General features: G+C 54.6%; 16 protein-coding genes. 1 reads left to right on the top strand and 15 read right to left on the bottom strand.

Annotated elements, in window-relative coordinates; all coding sequences use genetic code 11:
- Positions 1-3 precede the first annotated feature (3 nt).
- The 11 genes from B9Z47_RS02710 to B9Z47_RS02660 form a co-directional block, all read right to left on the bottom strand.
- The gene (locus B9Z47_RS02710; RefSeq protein WP_146185746.1) at positions 4-666 is read right to left on the bottom strand and encodes a nuclear transport factor 2 family protein; all 663 of its coding nucleotides are present in this window, start codon (positions 664-666) and stop codon (positions 4-6) included.
- Complete coding sequence (locus tag B9Z47_RS02705; RefSeq protein ID WP_108329687.1) at positions 663-1,784, bottom strand: tetratricopeptide repeat protein; 1,122 nt, start codon at positions 1,782-1,784, stop codon at positions 663-665. Before B9Z47_RS02705 ends, B9Z47_RS02710 begins: the two co-directional genes overlap by 4 nt.
- Before the next feature lie 10 nt (positions 1,785-1,794).
- A complete protein-coding gene (locus B9Z47_RS02700; protein WP_108329686.1) occupies positions 1,795-2,829 on the bottom strand; it encodes a rod shape-determining protein in 1,035 nt (344 codons plus the stop codon).
- A gap of 172 nt (positions 2,830-3,001) precedes the next feature.
- Positions 3,002-3,868: a class I SAM-dependent methyltransferase gene (locus tag B9Z47_RS02695; RefSeq protein ID WP_108329685.1), complete on the bottom strand. Its 867-nt coding sequence runs from the start codon at positions 3,866-3,868 to the stop codon at positions 3,002-3,004.
- Positions 3,852-5,732, bottom strand: coding sequence for a hypothetical protein (locus B9Z47_RS02690; protein WP_108329684.1), 1,881 nt, complete (start codon positions 5,730-5,732; stop codon positions 3,852-3,854). Before B9Z47_RS02690 ends, B9Z47_RS02695 begins: the two co-directional genes overlap by 17 nt.
- On the bottom strand, positions 5,733-8,477 hold the full coding sequence (locus tag B9Z47_RS02685; RefSeq protein ID WP_108329683.1) for a S8 family serine peptidase: 2,745 nt from the start codon (positions 8,475-8,477) through the stop codon (positions 5,733-5,735).
- Between the two features lie 226 nt (positions 8,478-8,703).
- Positions 8,704-9,318, bottom strand: a complete 615-nt coding sequence (locus B9Z47_RS02680) for a 2OG-Fe(II) oxygenase family protein (protein ID WP_108329682.1) — start codon at positions 9,316-9,318, stop codon at positions 8,704-8,706.
- Between the two features lie 4 nt (positions 9,319-9,322).
- Positions 9,323-9,844 (bottom strand): hypothetical protein, encoded by a 522-nt coding sequence (locus B9Z47_RS18335; RefSeq protein WP_146185745.1) that lies wholly within the window; start codon positions 9,842-9,844, stop codon positions 9,323-9,325.
- A 21-nt stretch (positions 9,845-9,865) separates the two neighbouring features.
- Positions 9,866-11,377 (bottom strand): class I adenylate-forming enzyme family protein, encoded by a 1,512-nt coding sequence (locus B9Z47_RS02670; RefSeq protein WP_158271607.1) that lies wholly within the window; start codon positions 11,375-11,377, stop codon positions 9,866-9,868.
- A 24-nt stretch (positions 11,378-11,401) separates the two neighbouring features.
- A complete protein-coding gene (locus B9Z47_RS02665; RefSeq protein WP_108329679.1) occupies positions 11,402-12,880 on the bottom strand; it encodes a class I adenylate-forming enzyme family protein in 1,479 nt (492 codons plus the stop codon).
- Positions 12,881-12,951: 71 nt separating this feature from the next.
- Entirely contained in the window at positions 12,952-16,068 is a 3,117-nt protein-coding gene (locus B9Z47_RS02660; RefSeq protein ID WP_108329678.1) for a DUF4214 domain-containing protein, read from the bottom strand.
- Between the two features lie 202 nt (positions 16,069-16,270).
- Between B9Z47_RS02660 and B9Z47_RS02655 the strand changes: the two genes are divergently transcribed.
- Complete coding sequence (locus B9Z47_RS02655; protein ID WP_108329677.1) at positions 16,271-16,987, top strand: Crp/Fnr family transcriptional regulator; 717 nt, start codon at positions 16,271-16,273, stop codon at positions 16,985-16,987.
- Here the strand turns inward: B9Z47_RS02655 and B9Z47_RS02650 are convergent.
- From B9Z47_RS02650 to B9Z47_RS02635, 4 genes are all read right to left on the bottom strand, one after another.
- Entirely contained in the window at positions 16,946-18,085 is a 1,140-nt protein-coding gene (locus B9Z47_RS02650; protein ID WP_108329676.1) for a hypothetical protein, read from the bottom strand. The genes B9Z47_RS02655 and B9Z47_RS02650 overlap by 42 nt on opposite strands.
- Positions 18,082-19,950, bottom strand: coding sequence for a CHASE2 domain-containing protein (locus B9Z47_RS02645; protein ID WP_108329675.1), 1,869 nt, complete (start codon positions 19,948-19,950; stop codon positions 18,082-18,084). The genes B9Z47_RS02650 and B9Z47_RS02645 overlap by 4 nt, the downstream gene beginning before the upstream one ends.
- A gap of 98 nt (positions 19,951-20,048) precedes the next feature.
- Entirely contained in the window at positions 20,049-21,488 is a 1,440-nt protein-coding gene (locus B9Z47_RS02640) for a FecR domain-containing protein (RefSeq protein WP_108329674.1), read from the bottom strand.
- Complete coding sequence (locus B9Z47_RS02635) at positions 21,475-21,813, bottom strand: hypothetical protein (protein ID WP_108329673.1); 339 nt, start codon at positions 21,811-21,813, stop codon at positions 21,475-21,477. The genes B9Z47_RS02640 and B9Z47_RS02635 overlap by 14 nt, the downstream gene beginning before the upstream one ends.
- Positions 21,814-21,821 lie beyond the last annotated feature (8 nt).

Genomic DNA, 21,821 nt, shown 5'->3' with positions numbered 1-21,821 from the left:
CCTTTAGTCCGTGGCTTCACGCTTGATCAACCAGCGCCCTTCTCGGAACACCCATTGCATGGTTTTCCTGTCGGTGATCTCGGTGCGCTCGTCAGCATAAATTTGGGTGAATTTCACGGTTGCGGACAACCCTTGCTGGTCGATTTGCACGTCCCGGATCGCATGTTGAATTTTTTGTTTACCCAGGATGCGAGCAGAACGCATTTGCGCCCAGTCGCGGTGGCTCATGCGCTGCGGCGTCAAGAAGTCGGCCGCGTACATGCCCAGATAAGTCGGCACATCCTGCGCACGCCAAGCCGTGCTCCATTGGTCCAATGCCGTCTTGAGTGCAGCCGTTGTGTCGCCTGTGGACGGAAGGCTGCCTTGCACGACCGGCGACGTTTGCCCAAGCTCGGTTTTGAGGGCGGCAATTGCCGGTGCTGGCGCCGACTCAGGTTGAATGTTTGGGTCCGGCTTGCCAGAAGTTTCCGTTGGTTGCATAGGCGGACTTGAAGTCATAAGAACAGCCCCGGCAGAGTCAGAAGGCAGCGTCCACCATGCCAGTACCTCGTGGCGTTTGACCTTCCAGGCAACGACAGCCAGGATGAAGATCAAGATCGGGCTTGCCCACAAGAGGAGCCGATAACTCAGCCGCGTACGTTTGACGAAAAGGGGTCTTGAACTCATGGTGTTTGGCCAATCACAGTCTCGCGAACGATCCTCCAGTGACCGTCTTCGAATGCGAATTCCAGTCTTTTGCGGTTACTGGAAAGCAAGTTGTCCGATTCGTAGGTTTGGGTCAAGCGCACGGTGATGTTCGGGCCCTTCTTTTCAAAAGTGACGTTGCTGACAGCCACCCGAATGAACTGTCGACCCGCAATGCGGGCCGTTCGCTCGGCCTTCCAGTCCGCGTGGGCGACTCCTTTACCAGGCGTGAACCGTGATGAGTACGCACCAAAGTAAGACGACAAGTTTTTGTCACTCCAGGCTTTGGCCCAGGCCTCAACAGCCTGTTGAACCTGGACTTGGCTCTCGTCAAATTTGACTTCTGGCGATATCGACGCAGGCGAGGTCGGCTTGACTGAAAGCATTGCACCGGCTGCACCGGCTGCAGCGGGTGCAGGCGTGGTGGCCAGACGGGGCGGCAGCACCGGCTGTACGGGCGCTGTGGCTGTAACAGGCGCAGATGATGGGGACTGCACAGGCACCTTAGTCCCGGACTGACTGGCCGCCTTGATGTCCTGTCTAGCGGTACTGGCCAGCAAAACGCTTGACGTGGCCGCCAAAAAACTCAGCTTGGCCTGCGGTTCACGCACAGGCACTTCCATTTGCAAGGCACGTGAATACGCTTTACGGGACAAATCTGCCTGCAAATTCAGAATATTTTGGTGAACCGTCCAAAGCGCAGGCACACGGCGCAAACCGTTGTCAAACCACTGCTTGGCTTCTTCGTGACGCCCCAGACTGGCATGCAGCACGCCCAGGTTGTTGTAGGCCTCGACCATGTCAGGGTGTAACTTGACCAATGCAGTGAAACAACCAATAGCCTGTGGCACCTGCTTTTGGTTGGCTTGCACCACGCACTGCAAAAATTGCCATTCGGGGTCAGGTCGTTGCTGCAGTTGGATGGCGATGGCACTGGCGGCTTCAGGCAAGCGGTTCGCTTTGATGAGTGCCCGAATTTCCACCAGCGTGAACTTAGGTGGCAAGGGCTGTGCTGCAGGTACATTCATGTTGGCCAGACTGCACAAAGGCAGCCAAGTCAACAATGCGAACAGCATCTTGGGCATCTTCAAGCCGTGCATGACACACCTGTCAACTGAACAGTCTGGCCGATTCGTCCAGACGCTCCAAGGTCATGCCGCAACCCCGGGCCACACAAGTCAAGGGGTCCTCCGCGATCAAAACGGGCACGCCCGTTTCTTCCGACAGCAACAGATCCAGCCCCCGCAACAAAGCACCGCCGCCCGTCAGGACCATGCCCTTGTTGGCGATGTCGACACCCAACTCCGGGGGCGTGTTCTCCAGCCCGATTTTGACCGCCTCCACAATCTGCCCCAGCGTATCACTCAAAGCCTCCAAAATCTCTTGGCTGCGAATCGTGAAGCTGCTGGGCACCCCTTTGGCAATGTTGCGCCCACGCACCCCCATCTCCAAAACCTGCTTGGTCGGAAAGGCCACGCCTACCGTCTTCTTGATCAGTTCTGCCGTATGGTCACCAATCAACATCCCGTAGTTGCGGCGCACATAACTGATGATGGCCTCATCAAACTTGTCCCCCCCCACGCGGATACTGTCTTTGTACACCATGCCACCCAACGAGATGATGCCCACCTCGGTGGTCCCCCCGCCAATGTCAACCACCATGGAGCCAGAAGCTTCGGTCACGGGCAAACCGGCACCGATAGCGGCGGCCATGGCTTCTTCGATCAGATAAACCTCTTTGGCACCTGCCGCAAGTGCCGACTCGCGAATAGCACGTCGCTCTACCTGGGTGGAGCCGCAAGGCACGCAAACCACAATGCGAGGACTTGCCCGGAACAAGCTGCTCCTGGGGTGAACCATGCGAATGAACTCTTTGAGCATGAGTTCTGTGAGTGCGAAGTCGGCTATTACCCCGTCCTTCATCGGCCTGACCGCTTGCATGTTGTCCGGCACCTTGCCAAGCATGGCTTTGGCCTGTTTGCCCACGGCCTGCAGGGTTTTCTTACCCGTTGCGCCGCCCTCGTAGCGAATGGCCACCACCGAAGGCTCTTCCAGCACAAGGCCTTTCCCTCGGACATAGATCAGCGTGTTGGCCGTCCCCAGATCAATGGCAATGTCTTTTGATTGAAAAAATCCTAAAAACATTGAATCAAAAGACGAAGTTTGCGTTTTTGTGAGAATTCATGTTTTTAATTGTATCTTGAACGATCAATCGTTCAAAAACACAGATTTTTCTAGAACACAACGCGAAGCGATGGAGGGTTAACAATCGAAAATCGCGAATTCAAGGTCGGCCTCAGTCCATGTGACCTTAAAACTATGCAGGACAAACAACATAGGCCCAACCTTTGCTGCGCACATCTGTAAATTGACCGCCCACGTTGTAACTGTTGCCGTACCCAAGCGGAATCAGCGCTTGGACCTTGAGTCCGACCGCATCGAAGTCATTGGCCAACGTTTCCTGGGTGGTGAATTGACTGACTTGGTGCCTGCGATGCTGAAAGTAGTCGTGAACCAACGAATGAAATGATGCTGACGAAACCGGCAAATGGATGGATTGTGAAGTCAGTTGATCAATCACAAAGCTAGCCATTTCATGTGGACCGCGCTGCTGTGAATGGGGGTTAATTGCATTTGACTGACTTGAAGAAATTCTGACCGTCAGTAAAACGCGACCATTTGAGTTCAATTTTTTGGCCAAAGCTGCCAATAATGTGCGCCGTTCATCAGAAGGGATAAAAGGTAAAACAGAATGCCCAATGATGAGGTCATACTTGGATGACAAGTCAATGCTCAGCAAATTCGCATGAAGACCGTACAAATCCAGTCCGTGAATTTGGGCATATGTCTGACAGGCCATCACAGGTGTCATGCAACGGTCCAAAACTGTCAGTCGCGCAGGATGTTTGAGCTTGACACACACTCTATGGACCAAGGCCGTGACCCCACTGTCGGCACTGCCTGCAAGCAAAATTTGGGTGCGGCCTTGCTGCAAAAGATCCTCAAGGATGGGCTGCAGAAAAGGTTCATCGGCTTCCACGCCACCGACTGCCCCGGCGATACGCAAATAAGGCCAAATGGCATGGTAGGTGCAGCACTCGTCACAATGCTGCTGAGCCAATTGAAACTGGGATCGCGCCAGCTCAAGCAGGTTTTCACGGGGGATGTCAGGCGTTTTCAACATGGACTTTCACAGTGGTGTGGTGGTGGCGCAGGATGTGGATGGCTGTCGCCAGAATGGCCTGGTCCGCTGGCTTGAAAAAGGCTTTTCCGGCCACTGTGATGTCATCCCACGCTGCCAGAGGTGTGCCGTACTGAATGATTTCTTGGGGACTCATCAAACAATCGACACGCGAGACGTCCGGTCTCATGAGCAGCGCTTGTGCAGCAGCAAATCCATACACAAAACCTTTTGTGACAGGTTTGCCAGACACCCAAAGACCGGCAATGTCTGAAACACCATGTCCCCAATTCGCCTCCAAAAATGGCTGTCGGACTACAGTCCGGGCATCTTCACGATCAGGAACGATGATCAGCCTCGCAGGAATCGACCACCCCTGTGGGAAAAAGTCTTGCAGGATGTGCACGTAAGCCTCGGGATCAGATCCAACCCCCAATTGAGGCATCGAGTTGACCTCACAAACAAGAGAAGGGGTGTCGCGCCATGAGTTGGAAATGTCATGGATGATCAAATCGATACCAGCAAAATCCAGGCCCAGCAAATCCGCAATAGTGATGGACAATGCCACATTGTCCGGGTGCACATGCGCCATCGGAATTCGCTCGTTGCGTCCGCCCGCATTGATGTTGTCGCGGCGCCGCAACCTCAGATAACGGCCTTTTTCCAGAACATGCTCGGGCGTCAATTGATCTTGAATGAGCAAGTCCATGGCCTCGTCGTCCAGTGCCAGAAGCGGGCGATCCTGTCGGCGCTGGAGTCGAGAATTTCCAAGCTTTTGCGGCTCGGCAAGCAGCAAGGCGCGAATGCTTGAGTGGCCATCGCCAACCACCCCGCCTGCGATGCGCTTGCTCACACGCACAATCTTGCGATTGAACACACTGATGCGGTGCGTGAATCCCGGACAGTGACGCTCGACAAGAATACGGTCTGAATGTTGGTGCGCGATGTCAAAAGCACGCCGTACCGCAGACGCACTCCTCAAGTCTGCACTCACGCCAACACCACGCTCAAGATTTTCAGGCTTGACGACAACGGGAAACCCGAGCCTTGCAGCGGCCATTTCCGCCTCTTCGGCGGAATGGACAGACTCATGGATTGCACCCGGCAAACCACAGGTTTTAAGAACATGTGCAGTCAGTTTTTTACTGCTCGCAATTTGGACGCCAATGGCCGATGTGGCGTGGCTCTGCGTGCTTTGCAACCATTTCGATCGTTCGCCCATGCCCAGCACCAACATGCCGGCAGGCATGTTGAAGCACGGTATGCCCAACTTCAAAGCCGCACTGCGAATGCTTTCATTGTTGATGCTTTTGGGGAGTTGGCTTTGCAAGCCCATTGCCAATTCCTGCTTCGCACGAATGACTGGCTCAGGGCTTGTGTCCTTGGACCAAGGTTGTCGAACCAGCCACTGAATGACATGCATGGTGATGCGGAAGTGCGGCGCTGGCATGATCGCCTGAAACCGCAGCCAGGTGTTTTCATCCTTTGATCGACGAAGCTCTGAGACATGGGTGTGCGTGTCCAACGCCAGACCCAGCTCTTGCTGCAAACTGACAACGGTCTGAAGAAAAAAATTCACCAGATCGCGCGGTGTTGTTGACAAGGACTGTTCGTGCGTGACAGCGGGTGTGAAAAACCGTGACAGAAAAAAACGGACTTGATCGAGCTGATGCGCATCGACATGACGCACCATGACCAGTCCACGTAGCCCGGGCTGCCGCAAACCATGAGACATGCCAGGCCGCATCGTCCAGCGCTCAGCAATGCGCAATACGGAGCCTATCGAATGAAAGCCCTCATTTGAGCCAACATTCGATGTGGAGGGGTTTTGCGCCATGGTGGAGTCAAGATTAAACAACGATGGCATTCAGGTGATCAAGAAGTCCGTGCTGCTCAGCGATGGCATACCTGTCAGCGTTGCAAAAAGTATCGGGAGTGTTTTGCCCGAACCATCGCCATCGTAATAAAGCTTGCCCGCTGTTGTGTCGTAGATGATGTAGTCGTTGGCGTCTTTGGCCAATGCGTTCATGCCTTGGACGAAGCTCGAAGCTGGCAGCACACCTGCGTTACGCAATGCTTTGAACGTTGCATTTTCCAGCTGGATCTGGTCCACGCCCGAAGTGAAATCGGCTATCAAATCTGTGTTGGTGGCGGCATTGAGCGCGCTCTCAAATCTGAATATGTCCTTGCCATCCCCACCATGGAGCGAATCGTTGCCCAGGCCGCCAATGAGCATGTCATCGCCTGCATGACCATTCAGCACATCGTGACCGGCCAGGCCCGAAAGTCGGTCTTTGCCACCTCCACCTTCGAGTAAATTAGCCAGCGAATTGCCATTGCCTGTGAACGCCGCAAGGCCCGTGTAAGACAGGTTTTCAACTTCATTGCCCAGGGTGTAGCTGGCAAGCGTTGTACTCAAGGAATCGATACCTTCGTTACCGAATTCAATCACCACATCGCGGCGACTGTCGATGACATAAACATCATCACCCTGGCCACCGCGCATGGTGTCGTTGTCCGCGCCACCGTCAAGGATGTCGTTGCCTGCGTTGCCTTGCAGTGTGTCGTTGCCGGCCAGGCCCATCAGCACATCATCGCCTGCGGTGCCGCTGAGGTTGTCTGCCCCCGTGGTACCTGTGACTGGAGGCGGAACAGGCGGTTCTGGTTCGGTTTGTGCAGACAGATCTGCCATCAAAACATCATCGAATTTCAACCATTCAAAGCCATATAACCAGTCGGTGGATCCGCTGTCACGATGAAACACGGTCGTCATGCCATCTAAGCTGGTGACCTCGTAATCCATCACCGAGCCCCAAAAGCCAGCCGTATCTGTGCCCGCATCACCATACAGTGTGTCGTTGCCACGCATGCCGTAAAGGAGGTTGTTGTTGGTGTTACCGCGTATCGTGTCGTTCCCATCGCCGCCGATCGCGTTCTCAATCCAGCTTGTGTTGTCGATCCGAAGGAAGGCCGTGCCACCAGCCAAAGAGGATAGACCTGGACGTAAATCAAGTTGCAAATTGCGGTACATGGCTGAAGCATTGATCCAGTCCTCGCCCCCATCGGTATCTTTCAGGGCAATGCGCCCTGCTTGTCCGTTTTGCGTGAGCAAGTAAAGCACCTCGTCCGTGTAGTGATACACATCATCGACTGCAGCGGCTGTGCCATAGCCCGTGAGGGTCACCGTTTGCAGTGTCCCGCTGTCGCGCCGCACCGCATCGCGAATGTCCAGTGTCCATTTGCCCGTTGCCAATTCGCCGCGCAGACCATCCAGGCCAAAGGTATAAGTCAGGCCGTAGTCCGATGTGGAACTCAGTCCAGTCGTTCCGTCGTACAAGGACATTCTGGTGCCGCTTGGCGAAACCAGGCTGATGCGCAAGTCGGTCAAGTCCGTGTGTTTGAGGGATAGGGTAAGGCTGACATGCTCCAACTCCAGATTGCTCGCGACAGAAAAAGCGTAGCTGAGGGTGTTGAGGTCGGCAATCGCCCGGTTGATTGTCAAGGCCCCAGTGGTCACGCTCATTTCGTTGGACGTGGTGCTCGCTACGGGATAAAGGATGCGCCAGACTTCGGCCATGCGTACCGCATTGAAGGCGTTGACCATGCCGTAGCCATAGTCTTCGCTGTAGTGCAATCCACCCCCGTTCCAGTTCTTGGCACCGCTCCACTTCCAAAAATTATTTTCGTTACCAGAAGCGCCGCCATAGATACTGCCGGTGCCCGTGGCGGAATAGGCCAGTATGTTTTGCACATCACGCCAGCCAAGACCTGCGTTGGCATCCAACATCAATGCAATCACCCCGGCCGTGACAGGACCAGAGGCCGAGGTGCCGCCAAATTGGTCGGTGTAGTCACCGTTCAGCAATCCGTCATAGCCTGCATTGCTGCCTAACAAATCGGTGGTGACCGCACCTGCAGACGCTGAAATCAGCACATGCGCTCCATAAGTGGAATACCAAGCTGCATTGCCACTGGCGTCAAGTGCCGCCACGGTCACCGTGTGACGCGATGCATCCAGCGCATCGCCATTGCCATCGACATTGTCATTGCCGGCAGACTTCACGTTGATGGTGCCTAAGCCAGCACGTCCGCTGACTGACGCTGCTGCAAACTTGGACACATCTTCGTAAGCATAAAAACTGGGAAAGCCCCCGTAACTGTGGTTGGTCACGTCAAACTGCCCCAAACTGTCGAGAGTGGTCAGGTAGCGCGACCATGCGTTGTTGATGTCATCGGCCCCCCCGAAAATGCGCACTGGAGTCACGCGCGCATCAAAGGCGACACCCACGCCGCCCTGGCCATTATGGGCAGCGGCAATCAAACCAGCAACGGCTGTACCGTGGCCATCCTCCGTGGTCATAGGCAATCCGGTGTTGAGTTGACCGCTCACAGTCACGCGCTTTGTTGCATCAAAGTTGGCGTTCAGATCCCAATGCGAAACCTGTACACCATCATCCCAGATGCCCACGGCCACACCCACCCCAGTGGTGTCACGCCACACACGCTCGATGCCTTGCGTGCTCAGACCCGCACGAAACCCCAGCTGCCCGATTTGACTGAAGTGCCATTGCGAGCTGTACAGCACGTCGGTGGGGCGGAAAGTATTGGTCATGTTTCACTACTGAATTAGATATCATTGAATTGGTGTCTTGGCAGCTGCGGAATCGGTCATCCCTCGCTCCAAATGTCACTTGGTGTGTAGTCATCCTGATATTCCGAAACCATGACATATCCAAGTAATACACTTGGGTCAGTTTTCAAACGGCGCCAACAGTTGAACCAATCGATTGTCATGAGCTCATTCAAGCTTTTGAATCGTGAAAATTCTGAATGGAGCGTCATCCTTGACTGCCCTTCCTGACGAAACGAACATTAAAAGCAATCGATATACGCTCATCTTGCTCCTGATTGGGATACACCCAATGCATCAGGTAAGAGGGAAAGATGTAAAACAGTCCAGCCTTAGGCTTGCGCTGAACTTTGTTCGAAAAAGCAGCCGTATTTGACAAACCAGAAACAGCAATATTGGTTCTGGGATCCAGGAATTCAAGTACGCCACTGCTTCCTATCGGAGTAGGCGGAACCTGTACGTAATAGCAACCGGACCACACATAACCCGGATGGTCATGCGGCACATTGAAAGCGCCGGTTGAATTGACATTAATCCAACCCTCGACCAGCATGTCCACATTATCCAAACCATAGTCGGGCGCTAGCTTTTGGGTGGCCGCCTTGACGCCAGTCATCAAGGCCACTGCGAGTTTCTTAAATGAGGGTTCTTCACGCTTGAAGAAATCATTTTCAGAATGCCACCCCTTCTGGTTGCTGCGCTGCAAGCCTTGCGAAGTCGCGCGTAGCGCCTGGATGTCATTGATCAAGGCGACATTAAGAGAATCCGCATCTTTGACATGGAATGTAAAGACCGGCGTTGAGAAAAGATGATCGAGTTTCATGGGATCAGTGCCATTTTGTTTCGCCTCCCTCCGGTCTCCGTCCGACGTTCAGCATCCATTGCGGCCAAGCAGCCAGGGGCCACTGCGCCGCTTTGAATTGACCCAACACAATGGCCATCCATTGACGGGTCAGAGTAGAACTGAAGGTCAGCGTCGCCAGGATTTTTTGCTGTCCATCCTTGAAAACCAGCCGCACACCTTTGCCGCCACGCTGCACATCCACCGACTCCACAAGGGATTCGGTGGATGTGCCTTCGGGCTGTACAGGCGGCTGGGGTTTCAGTGCCTGGGCGGCACGCTCCTGTTCAAAGGTTTGTTCGTGCTGCACTCGCGGACTAGGCTTTGACGCTGCCTGTGAATCCTGCGCCTGGCTCTCGAGCCACCGGCACAAAGGTCCGATGATCCGATTGGCCAGACGCTGCGTCAGCCATAAGGTGACGACCCCACGGTCCTCGTTCTCTCCAATTAGCCGAATCCTGTCTTCGCGTTCGACATAGCGCGTGGTCAGGCGCTGTAAGTCACTCATGGCTGAGTCTGGTCATTCGCATCAATGCACCGTTTGCCCGTGTTCTTGGTCAGCAGGTGCTGGCTCGCTGAAAGCGACGCTGAGGAACTTGTGGCCAGCCGCCAACTTCTGCGCCAGAGCACGGACGGGTTTGCCGTTCGCATTGCGCGGCAGATCATTGACATACAACACGCCAGCGACCCGTTGGTGTCTGGGCAAGCCGCTCATCGCGCTCGCAATATCGGCTCGCAGTTGTTGGGAACTGGAGCCTTTAACTGGAACGATGAGCGCGGCCAGCTTGTCCTTGCCCTCGAAGCTGCCCTTGAAGGTCAGTGCTTCGGCAACACTTTCGCAGGCAGTCAGCGCATCGTCGATGATGTGCGGGTCGACTTTCGTACCACCAATGTTGAGCACATCATTGGCACGCCCCGTGACGTACAACAGTCCGGATTCGTCGAAGTAGCCCGTATCACCGGAGTAAAACCAGCCGTTCTTGAAGCATTCCTGCGTCGCCGTTGGGTTATTGGCGTACTGCTGCACCATGATGTTATTGCGGACACGAATCAGCCCAACTGTCTTCGGCATCTGAACGTTCCCAGTGGTATCGACAACCTCCACTTCGTTGCCCTCGAGAACTCTGCCGACGCAACGCAAGTTGTCCTCGGCAGAACGGATCACATTGCGGGCAATACCGCCGACTTCAGTTCCGCCGTAGAAATTGTGGATGATTTCGAAGCGCTCAAGAATCTGCTGTGCAAACACCTTGGACAGGGTGGCGCCTGCTACGTGGGCAATCGGCAGCTTGCCTTCCACATCTGCCGGAATGCTCTTGAGGTAGCTGGCGTACTGGCTGGGTGAGCCAAAGAGCTTTTGGACGTTTTTCTGGCGCAGGAAAGCAAAATTTCGGCTCATCACCAACGTACCCTGCAAGGCCAGGGTACGCAGGTTGTAGGACAACCACGGCCCACTGAGCGGCGGGAACAGGTTACACGTGATCACTGGGTCAAAGTCGTGCGTGAGCTTGCCCTTCTTGTTGCGGGCCCAGTAGTTGGCGTAACTCAGGTTCATCATCTTCGGCGTGCCCGTGGTGCCTGAAGTCACGGCCATGTACCAAGTACTCTCCAAGGGTGCTCGACCACGGATGTCTGCGGCATGGAGCTTGACAAGTTCAGGATCACGGTGGCGGCTCCAAGTGTGCAACTTGAAACGTGGATCCAGACCTTCTGTGGGTTTAGCGTCCTCTTTGCTTGATGCGACGACATGCGTCACGCCCATGGCCACCAAGGCTTCTTTTCGGTCGCGTCCGGGGAAGGTCATCCAACGCGCACCGATCAAACCTATAGCCAAGACGGCCACCAGCGCATCGATTGGATGCTTCAGTGCCAATCCAACTCCCGTGCCGGCGGTGATTCCTGCCTCACGCAGATGGGCAGCTGCAACCACCACTTCTAACCGTAAAGCTTTGTACGTCAGATCGCCGCTTTCGGTCGTCACAGCGACCTTGTCTGGAAATACATCTGCGGTTTCCAAAAGGTCAATGGTCAAGTTTTTCACAAAATTTCCTTTTAGTAATTTAATTCAATTCAGCTTCTCAGCAGCGCTAGTACTGCTTTGCATAAGCTCTAGCAAACGATCGCGATTAATCTTCCCCGATCCGGTCCGCGGCAACTTTTCAATAAAAACCATTTGATCCGGCGCATAACGCTCACCCAATGCTTGCTTGATATGGGTTTTGCTCTCTTTTGCAGAATTGCTTGATTGGTCGATAACCACAAACAAGATCAATTTCTCTACACCGATCTGCTCAATCTTGATCCAGGCATTTTCCTTGATATACGGCAGTTGCGTTAAGAACTTCTCAAGCATGTCAAGGTCAAATTTGACACCTTTTCTGTTGACGATACGACTGACTCTGACGCCTACAAATAAGAAGCCTTTTTCGTCAACGCAACCTAAATCTCCAGTGCTGAACCAGCCACCGTGGAAAAATCTGCGATCATATTCCGGAGCATTCCAGTAATGACTCACCATGCCCGGCACCTTGAATGACAAAATTCCGACTTTGCCTTTTGGCAATGCTGCATAGGTTTCTGGATCTAATGCATCGCATTGCACGCCGGGCAACAACTTACCAGCATAGCTCCATGCTTTGTCCATTTTTTCGAATCGGTTGACTGAAAGCATCCCGGTTTCGGAGGAACCGTAATCAGACATGAGAATGGCATTGAAGTGATTGACACTCCCGGTCACCGTAGCTTCGTCGGGCTTGCCTCCGGCGAGAAAAATCACGGGTTTTGACTCATTTGGCGTGTAATGACGCTCTGAAGCAGCCTGAACCACGCCTGCCCAGATATGTGGCGAGGACAGCACGTAGTTGGGGCTGGCGTTCTCCAAGGTTCTGAGCAGTTCCGCCCCCCCGTTGCCACCGGGAATGATCAAAGCACCACCTCTTGCCAGAACATACAGAACGTAGGTCATCGTAACTTCCGCATCCAAGCCCATCATCAGCAACAGACTCTGTCCAGGCTGGATCGGCATCACCAGAGATCGTTGTCGCAAGCGTTGCGTCTGCTCTTCGTGGCTGATGGCTACGGCTTTTGGCGTCCCTGTTGTACCTGATGAATGGCTGATGCGAAACAGGCCTGCTTCGTCAAACAGTTTCACGGACTCAACCGCCGGTGGATTGGCGAGAGCTTCAGCGTTAGGGAAATCCAAATGAGTAGCATCATCTTTTGGATCAGAGTTTGCCAGCCTCCCGATCACGAATCGGCAATGCCCAGTCATCTTTTGTTCAAGATGCGGCAATTTGGGGAGGGGCATCGAAACCGCGCCCAGCGCAGCAATGGCCAGCGTAGTGATGATGTATTGGTCATGGCCCAGTGTCGCCAAACCGACCAGGTCGCCTCGCTTGACACCCGCCTGCACCAAGTGCTGAACCATGGACATGACCAGTGACTGTAGTGCTCCGCGCTTCATAACGTGGCCATGTTCATCCATCAAGGCGGGCAGTTCGACCCAATGGGGTTCCACATGGTTTAGGCAAGTCGCAACGTTCATTTCTTCTCCTGCATAAAAAAAGGCCCGCACGGTGTGCGGGCCTCTCACCTCAAAGAGGCATTTCAGTCAACTCAGACCGCTGCGATCCAATCAACCCAATTACCCTCATAACCGGCGTCTTCCATGCCAGCCGTACCGACGATCTTGATCAGCAGATCGTTAGAGGACATGGTGTCCGCAGTCACGCCTTGCTCCACGTCGTTGTAGAGGTAGGTGTCGCCTTTGTACTGGAACACGAAGGCATCGACGGCAGTGTCAGTTGCCAAGTTCTGCAGGATCGTGGCCAGCGTGGAGCCCACCAAATCGGCTTCGGCAACCAGTGTGAAATCTTCACCGCCTGCGTAGACGTAGTCGTTCTCGAAGTCGAAGCCGGTGATGGTGTCCATGTTGCCACGGTTGGAGCCGTAAACGGTGTTGTTATCGCCATCGGTGATGTAACCGATTCCGATGTAGTCAACAGCATCGCCCAGCTGAATCGACTCGACCACCGATGCGTTTTCGGTGTAGTAGTAGAAGTCAGAGTCCCAGCCACTATCGGATGTCAGGCCCGTTGCATCCATGCCGGTGGCGTTGATGGTGGCCAGCGCAGCGCCGTCGTAGTTTGAGATACTGGCGTACGAAGCGCCTTCACCATTCACGGTGACCGAGGTCAAGTTGGCAAAGTTATCGTCTTGCGCATACAAATAAACTTCAGCATAGCCGTCACCAGAGGTGAAGCCACCGTCCAGATTGAGGGTCAAGGTAGCGACATCACCGCTGACTTCAACTTCTGCACCTTGCTCGTCATCTTCAACGCTGTTGTTGCTGATGCTGAGGGTTGCGTTGTCGCCGTATATTTCCCAATCGGTGTGGGTATAGCCACCATTGACTGGCGTGATGTGCTCTGCGTTGATGTCAGCCACATCGGCACCGGCGACATCGTAACCCTGAGCGGTCACGTTGACCGCACCACCGCCGTTGCCATCGTACCAGTCGAACTGGGTGCTGACGGTTTGAGTTGACAACACATTGGTGAACACCACTGGACCTTCGTCGTTGTAGTCGTTGTAACCATTCAACACGAAGCGGGTGAAATTGGCCAGCTTGGAAGCGTCAATTTCGACCGGATCAAGGCCATCGGAATAATTATTGACAACATCATCGTACTGGGTCAGAACCAGGGTCTCAAAGTTGGTGAAGTCTTCCGTCAGACGGATGTAGGACTCTTCAGTTTGGAAGCCTTCCATCAACACCATCAGGGTGTCAGTGCCAGCACCACCGTCAACCTTGGTGATTTCAGGCGCGAAATCGGTCAGCAGCATGTCGGAACCATCAAAGGTGTCATTGTCTGTGCCCAGCTCGACGGTGAGCGTGCCGCTCTGCGGCAAGACATTGTCGAACACCACGGTGTCGGAGCCAGCGCCGGTAACGATGGTCAGATCATTGGGCACGCCTTCAGCATCCCAGGTCACGGTGTCATCGCCAGAGCCAGTAGTGATCGAAGCAATGTCTTGTTGATCCGTGTAGACGTTCAGGTCAGACGTGCTGGCGCTGGCATCGATGACAGCTGCCACATCGACATCGACAGAATCCAAGTAGAGATCAACTGCACCTGCAGTGTCGATGTCGATGTTGACTTGGGCGGCGTTGTAGGTCCACAAGCTCAGCGACTCAATCGTGCTGGAAGTCACATTGATGGTGTCGAGGGCATTGCCTTCGGAGCCGTCCTGGTACAAGTCGAAGTCGTTAGCGCTCACGGTGCCATCGAACACGATGTTGGCAACGGTTGCGCCCTTTTTCATGTACACATCGCCGTTCACATCTTCGCCTGTCAACACCAGAGTCTGGTCGCCAGTCAATTCGATGGTGTCGACATATTCACCGTCGTGCGTCAACGTGAGCATGCCACCGAAGAACGATGCATCGATTTGGCCGTCGTTGTCGAGGTTTTCGAGGTTATCACGAGCGTCCTGAGCAACGTTAAGCACATATCCAGCTTCGTTACGCACATCTTCAGCATCGTACAACGCATCGTAAGCGGTTTCGTACGCATCTTCGTACCGATTGATGACGCCGACGATTGCAGCTCGAATCCCATCCCAAGTTACATAACCGGCTGTACCAGCCACAATCGCTGCATCGTAAGCCTCGTTATCGGCTAAGGAATTATAGACATCGCCGGCATAAGTCGTCAGATACCACAGCAACTCAGTAACGTATTCATCACCACCATCCCACACAAAATACTGATTGAACTCATAGAGAACTTCTTGAGCTGCATCCACGTCGTAAGCCGCCTGGTAGACAACATCGTAAGCAGCATCGACACCAGCATCCGCAGCATCGACACCAGCTTGCGCAGCATCAACATCAGCGTATGCAGCAACCAGTTCCGCGTTATAGCCACCGATATTGTCTGCGCCAGTGATGTTCACCAGCTCAATGTTTGTGAACGAACCGACCAGCTCGTTGTTGTGGTCGACGGTAGCTGTCCAGTTCAGAGTGTCGGTACCTGCGCCGCCGTCAATGACGTCATCAGCGCCGACCACGGTTACTGCGTTGGTTGTGTTTGAACCGCCCACGCCCACACCGTCCCACACCTTAATGGTGTTACGTTCACCTGCACCAGTGAATTGATCCACACCGGCAGTGAGCATGAAAGTCTGGCCAGCGTTGGCACCATGGGTACCAGCATCAACCACACCAGCCACGGAAGCGTCCAGTGCAGCAGCCTTGGTGGCTGCTGTCAGGGTGGCTGGATCAGATGTCACGGATGCCAAGAAGGCGCGTGCTGGTGCAATGGCGTCGGCACCGGCATAACCCAGAATTTCGGGTGTGGTGTCCACAGCGGCAGTGAAGGCAGCGCTAGCGGCCAGTTTGTTGGCGACAGCGGTAACGTCGCTGTTTTGTGCGTTGCTCAGAATCACCATGGCAGCAGCAGCCAATGTCAGCTCGCCGCTTTGGATCTTGGTGGCCCAGTGCAGCAAGCCTGCTGGCTCGGCATCACGGTTGAACAGGTTGTTGTAGATCGTGTTGATCTGCTCCAACAGCGGCATGCTGCCAAAGAATTCTTGCGATTCTGGCGAAGCGCTGAACGAGGCAATGACTTGGGCTTCGCTGACGTTAGCGAAGGTGATCAGACCGGATGCGTCTGCAGGACGGCCGAAATAGGCCAAATATGCTTTTTGCAAAAATGTGGTGCTAGCCATGAGAGCTCCTTGTGGATAGTAAAAATCGATTTCAACAACACGCCTGCTCAACCGGGTTTTATCCACAGTCAACCGCACGTTGCTTCTTCGAATATACCAGAAGGCCGCCTTTTACATGTGACGCACATCACATCTGTGCGATACTTTTGACCTTGTTGGTCATTTACAACATTGATTTTCCTCATTCAAGCAACTTTGCCTCATGCATGCACACTTAAGATTCAGAAATTGCCCTCTTTTCAAGGACATAGCAGATTCTGTTTTGGTAAAACTTGAAGAAAATTCACGTTGGAAAAGCCTGCAAACGGATGATGTGGTGTGCCGAAAGGGCGATCCTTCGGATGGTCTTTACATTTTGATCACGGGCCAATTGTTGGTGTATGACCTGCTTCACAACGGGCAGGAGGTGAGCTTGAGTTCCATTGCACCCGGCGCTTTTTTTGGCGAACTGAGCGTGATTGACCAATTGCCTCGCACGGCGTTCATCAAGGCAACACAGCCGAGTTTGGTGGGCTGCCTACCTTTGGCGGTTGCGCAGTCCCTCTTTTACACCCAACCTGTGGTGGCCCAACGCTTGATGACGCATTTGGTGGGAAAGGTGCGCGAGATGACGATTCAGCGGGTTTTGTTGAGTTTGCCGCAGGCTTTTCAGCGGGTGTGTGCTTGGTTGACGCATAGCCAGATCAGGACGCCAGAAGGCGGCTGGCTGGTGCGCGATGTACCTAAGCAACAAGATTTGGCCAATATGCTGAACACGAGCCGCGAGACGGTGTCGCGGTCTTTGGCTCGTTTGATGCGGGATGGGGTGATTGCCAAGGGGCCACAGGGTTTGTGGGTGTTGCAGCCCCAAATTTTGGTGCAGTTGGCCCACGAGGATTCATTGCCATTGCTGAATCCAGCCGGCCACAAGTCCGTTTGAGGTGTGCGCATACAACGGGATGTTGTCTTTGGCGTTTTTGTGCTGAAGCTCCATGAAAACACGACTCCGCCCCTCCAAACGCAGGTGGTACGCCAGCGAAAGTTGCGTGGTTTGGTTCTCTCTGCGGTGGTCGACCAGCCCGGGGGAAAAGTCATTGGCGGTGGTCCAGCGAACTTGACTCCATTGGGCTTGAAATTGCCCCTTGCCCCACGGGTGTTGCACGGCAACTTGCCAACTTTGCCCTTGACGGTGCCCGCCCGCCCGCTGTTGGTGTGACTGGTCATACAGCAGGCCTGCACCCAGGGTGGTGATGCCTTGCTGGCCCCAGCGTATGTAGCGGGTAGCGCCCAGGCTGTGGATGCGAGCGTCTTGCGTGGTGTCGGTGCTGTGATCGATCTGCTGCATTTGCGCCTGGAGCACCCAGGGTTGGCGGGGGTTACCCAGTGTGCTTTGCCAGTCTAACGAGGGCGTACGCCGGTAAGGGCTGCTGCTCAACCACGACTGTGACCAGCCAAACTGCACGGCCGAATCGATGCCCATGGGCTTGAGTGCATAACGTGCCGTCAGGCTCATGCCTGTGGTGTTGAGTGGGCTGTAATTGTGGATTTGTTTGTGCCCTACGTCGGCTCGCAGCACCCAGCCGTTGCCCGTGCTGCGTTGGTATGTGGCCGTGGCAGCCGTGTGCATTGCACTGGCGGGTTTGTAATCGCTATCGAGCAGCAATGTGATGGGTTTAAGGACGGTGCCCAAGGTGATGGTATTGGCATTGATGCCTTGGTTGACGTTGTCGTCATAGCCCATGGTCAACGCCAGTTCAGTGTAGTTTTTGGGGCTTTGGACGAGACGAGGCTTGCACCCGTTTTGCACAATTTGATCCAGCAAGGCCTGTATTTCTGGCGGGGGCTGAAGTTGCTGCAGTATGGCTTGGCGGATGGCCTTGGCGAGCTCTGCATCGCCAGCTTGGCAGTGCTGCAAAACGATGTCGACCAACTCTTCGGCGTAAGCTGCGTCCGGGTTGGCCTTGGCTTCGCTGCCCATGAGCAGCCCCATGGCAACCAGCAAGGCACCAAAGCGAAGATGGGGCTGCTGGGTGCTCATGGTGAGGCAAGCCGCGCTGACGAGGTCGTCGCAACAGGCGCAGCAGGTGTGCCCGGCATTGGAGCATCGCCGCCCTCGGGATTGCTCTGCAGGGCGTTTATGGGTGCATAAACGGCTTTTGGTCGCACGGTTGCACCCCACTGCAGGTCAGCTACTTTGACAAGCTTCACATCTGTCATGTGAACGGCGGCATCTTCGCCCACCAGGATGTCGTGGGGATGGTGTTTAGCGGCCGCCTGAATTTTGCTGGCACTGTTGATGCAGGTGCCCACGGCGGTATAAGTGCTTCTGAAGGGTGTACCCAAGTCGCCGACAAGGGCTTGTCCTGACTCGATGCCAATGCGAAGCCGCGCAGCGGGCAAGCCTTGGGCCATCCGTTGCAGGTTCCAGGCATGCACGGCATCGACCATTTCGAGTGCAGCTTGAAGGGCTTGGTTTTCAGGCTGGGGCGTATCCAGTGGCGCACCCCAAAATGCCACAAGTCCGTCACCGGTGTATTTGTCCAGCGTACCTTGGTGTGTCAAAAGGGGCTCTGTGATGCACTGCAAAAAGCCCCTGGTCAGGTCAGCCGTTTCTTGCAGCGAGCCACTGGCGGTCAGACCCGAGTAGTTTTGCATGTCGGCCGACAGCACGGTGATGCGCGTGTGTCTGGGAGTCAACGGTTTGTCCAAGCCTTGCTGCAACATTTTGTCGAGTACTGAGGGTGCCACATAAGTGGCAAAAGTACTGAGCAGTTGTTTGCGGTCTTTTTGGGTGAGCCACCAAGCCAAGGGGATCATCAAAAGCACCGCCAAATAAGCGAGGATGGGCGCACTGACTGAAAAACTTTGTTGCCAGGTGATAAGCACGCTGGCCAGCCCCAGCCAGGTCAATGTGAGCGCTGCACCTATGGGCAGCAAGAGCCAGGCACGCCAGCGGGCCATGGCCCAAGCCAGGAGGGCAAGAGTTGAAAGCGTCCAGAGCACAGCAATGGCACGGGCGCTGGGATGCGTGCTGTCAGGGCCTTGTTCGACTTGGTCCAACCAGGTGCTTAGGGCTTGGGCATGCACCATGACCCCCGGCACGCTGCTAGCCAAGGGAATGGAGACTGTGTCATTGAGCCCCAGCGCCGAAGAGCCAATCAGGACCCATTTGCCGCGCAAGCGTTCCTTGTTGACTTGTTGCAACAAAATCTGTGATGCGGGGATGACGGTGTAGGCATCGAGGTGTTTGCTGTAAGGCACCTCCCAGTGTTGGTCTTGGCCGGATGCGACCAGTGAATGTAACAATCGGGGCAATGAAGCAGCGGTTTGGGTGTCGCAGGCCAACATGGCCAGACCCAGGCTGAGTTGCGGGGCTTGCCCCCATGTGACAACGGTGTTGAGTCTGCGCACTGCGCCATCTGTGTCAATGATGCTGCTGATGTTGCCTGCACAGCGGGCCTGCGACAAGCCTGCGTGGTTGGCCAAGTGGCCCTGGGCCTGTGGCCAGTTACCTGGTATAGGCGGCGTGGTGCCGATGGGTACCCCGCTGACAATGGCTTGCTCGCGTTGGTTCATGTCAAAGACTTGCGCCATCACGACTGGCGCAAACTGCGCCAAGGCTTGCAGACGCATATCTCCGACCGGATCTGCAGGAGCAGGAAACACCACATCCAGCCCTATCATCCGAACGCCATGCTCAGTCACCAAGTCTTCAATCAATTGGGCCATTTGACTTCTGGGCCAGGGCCAAGGGCCCACCATGTTCAGGCTGTTTTCATCGATGTCGATGACCACCATGCGCGTTTCAGACCGGGTGTCGACGATGCTACGACGAATAGCGTCTTTGATGGCATGTTCAAAGGGTGAGAACAGTCCGTTCGGCTGATGACGCCATTGCAGCATGCAGGCCAGAAGACCTGTGACGCAAAAGAGGAGGGACCAAACCAGATATTTGTGGGCAACTGGCAGTCGTCGCAAGTTGATCAACGCCTTCTCACGCCTTATCGATTCCAGTGCGTTGCGCCAGAAATGTCAAGTCCGTTGGTTCCTGGCTGACGATAAATGTAAGAGGCCTGACCTGCCCCTTCTCCGCCCACCAGGCCTTGAACCGTAGTGGGTGACACAAACAAATCTGAGCGCAAGATACCACCAGGCTCAACCTTGCCGGCCGCACCGATTTGCAGCATTTGACCCAGTGCCTCCAGCTTGAGGTCGGTCTGGAAGCGCTGTTTGCCGAAATCAATGCGCAAACTCCCATCCAGCACCCTCGTGCTTTCTGCTTTGCCGGTTTGCGGGTTGATGACAATCCCATCGTGCTCTGTGAGTTTGAAATTGCCCGTTCCGGTTTCAGGCAGTGTGGTCTGCATGCCGGGTTTACTGGCCAATATGTAGTACGAATTAATGGCAGCTACTTCACGCCCATTGAGTAAGTTAGCCACGATTTGGTCACGCTCGGCGTTGGTAGCCAATCCGCCCCATCGCCCCCAGACGGCCAGTGGTGGTGGCACCGGCACAACTTGTGCAGCCTGCATCTGAGTCACCGCTTCAGCATTCAATTGGGCTGCCATTTTTTCCACACGGTTCTCAATTTTCAACGCCAGCATGCCATTGGTTGCGGAGCCAGATTTGTCTTCTTTGGCGCTGGGCTCGTTGATCAAGGCAGGGCTGTTTTGATCGGGCCCAACTTTGCCATTGAGCGGGATCAACTGAGGTTGCTTTTCGCCCGACTTGAGCTGCAAAAATCCAGGGCCGGAACTGGCAAATAATTCTGTAGCGCTGCGCCCTTCGCAGGGACCCAAAGCCTCTTTTTGACAGTTGCTCCCAAATGCACTCATGACTACACCACCCGCACGAACAGCCACTTCGGTCACTTCAGGCTGCGACCAGACTGTGAAGTCAGTGCCGCGAACGCCAATCGCCGCCAAGGGGGTGTTGAAACGAAACTGATCCTTGGCCGCCTGGGAGCCCCGGCCTGAAACGTATCGACTCAAACCGTTGTGCAGGGTGTATTTAATTTGTGATTGTTCAGGTTTGACTGCGTCATAGCGCCACAGATCAATGCTGAGTGTGGAGGCAGGACGCACCACCAACAATGCACCATCGGCCATGCGCGTATAAACGTAGGCGTCAGCGGCTGTGACCAGTTTGTCGCCTTGCCGCACAATCATGTCTTTGGTGATCTCTTGTTCGGGTCCATTCAAAGTGTGCTTGCTGGCTTTGCCCACCACAAACATAACACGCCCTGCTGCATCGGTTTGCGCCAGAACGGCAGCATGCCAAAGCAGACCCAACATGACCAAACAAAGCGCAAATAGCCCCTTGGACCATTGCAAAACAAGCAACGTGGCGGCTTGACAGTTGATTAAGGCCTTTTTCATAGCAGTCTGATTATGACTGAATGTTGCCGCAACGTAAGGGTTTGCCAATTTATGCCCAGACATGCAACAAAGCCAGCACACAGCCCGCACCCAAGCTGTTGGCCACAGCGTCACGCCAACAAAACCGGTGTTGAATCGTGAGGTGTTGTGCCCCCTCGGTCAGCAAGCCTAGCCCTACGATCATCAGCCATATGGTGGCCAAGTTTAAGCTTGGCCAAGCACCGTGAGCCATACCGGCAAGTGCCCCAAATGCAAAAAAGTGCGCTATCTTGTCGTTTTGATGCACCCAGCGCGGAATTACACTGTGTCCTACCAACATGCCCCACAGCACGGTGATGAGTGCAGCGAACCACATGATCTGAAAGATGGTTTCTGAGTTTTTCGCCAAGGTGGTGA

It is taken from the genome of Limnohabitans sp. 2KL-1 (assembly GCF_003063435.1).
GTDB lineage: Bacteria > Pseudomonadota > Gammaproteobacteria > Burkholderiales > Burkholderiaceae_C > Limnohabitans_A.
This window is presented reverse-complemented; position numbering and strand designations above follow the sequence as displayed.

What these genes read in the sequence shown, in the direction of transcription:
- B9Z47_RS02640 (WP_108329674.1), bottom strand. Translation starts at nt 21,488, where the DNA reads ATGTCTGGGCATAAATTGGCAAACCCTTACGTTGCGGCAACATTCAGT.
- B9Z47_RS02680 (WP_108329682.1), bottom strand. Translation starts at nt 9,318, where the DNA reads ATGAAACTCGATCATCTTTTCTCAACGCCGGTCTTTACATTCCATGTC.
- B9Z47_RS02705 (WP_108329687.1), bottom strand. Translation starts at nt 1,784, where the DNA reads ATGCACGGCTTGAAGATGCCCAAGATGCTGTTCGCATTGTTGACTTGG.
- B9Z47_RS02710 (WP_146185746.1), bottom strand. Translation starts at nt 666, where the DNA reads ATGAGTTCAAGACCCCTTTTCGTCAAACGTACGCGGCTGAGTTATCGG.
- B9Z47_RS02685 (WP_108329683.1), bottom strand. Translation starts at nt 8,477, where the DNA reads ATGACCAATACTTTCCGCCCCACCGACGTGCTGTACAGCTCGCAATGG.
- B9Z47_RS02660 (WP_108329678.1), bottom strand. Translation starts at nt 16,068, where the DNA reads ATGGCTAGCACCACATTTTTGCAAAAAGCATATTTGGCCTATTTCGGC.
- B9Z47_RS02650 (WP_108329676.1), bottom strand. Translation starts at nt 18,085, where the DNA reads ATGAGCACCCAGCAGCCCCATCTTCGCTTTGGTGCCTTGCTGGTTGCC.
- B9Z47_RS02690 (WP_108329684.1), bottom strand. Translation starts at nt 5,732, where the DNA reads ATGCCATCGTTGTTTAATCTTGACTCCACCATGGCGCAAAACCCCTCC.
- B9Z47_RS18335 (WP_146185745.1), bottom strand. Translation starts at nt 9,844, where the DNA reads ATGAGTGACTTACAGCGCCTGACCACGCGCTATGTCGAACGCGAAGAC.
- B9Z47_RS02695 (WP_108329685.1), bottom strand. Translation starts at nt 3,868, where the DNA reads ATGTTGAAAACGCCTGACATCCCCCGTGAAAACCTGCTTGAGCTGGCG.
- B9Z47_RS02665 (WP_108329679.1), bottom strand. Translation starts at nt 12,880, where the DNA reads ATGAACGTTGCGACTTGCCTAAACCATGTGGAACCCCATTGGGTCGAA.
- B9Z47_RS02645 (WP_108329675.1), bottom strand. Translation starts at nt 19,950, where the DNA reads ATGCTGCAATGGCGTCATCAGCCGAACGGACTGTTCTCACCCTTTGAA.
- B9Z47_RS02655 (WP_108329677.1), top strand. Translation starts at nt 16,271, where the DNA reads ATGCATGCACACTTAAGATTCAGAAATTGCCCTCTTTTCAAGGACATA.
- B9Z47_RS02700 (WP_108329686.1), bottom strand. Translation starts at nt 2,829, where the DNA reads ATGTTTTTAGGATTTTTTCAATCAAAAGACATTGCCATTGATCTGGGG.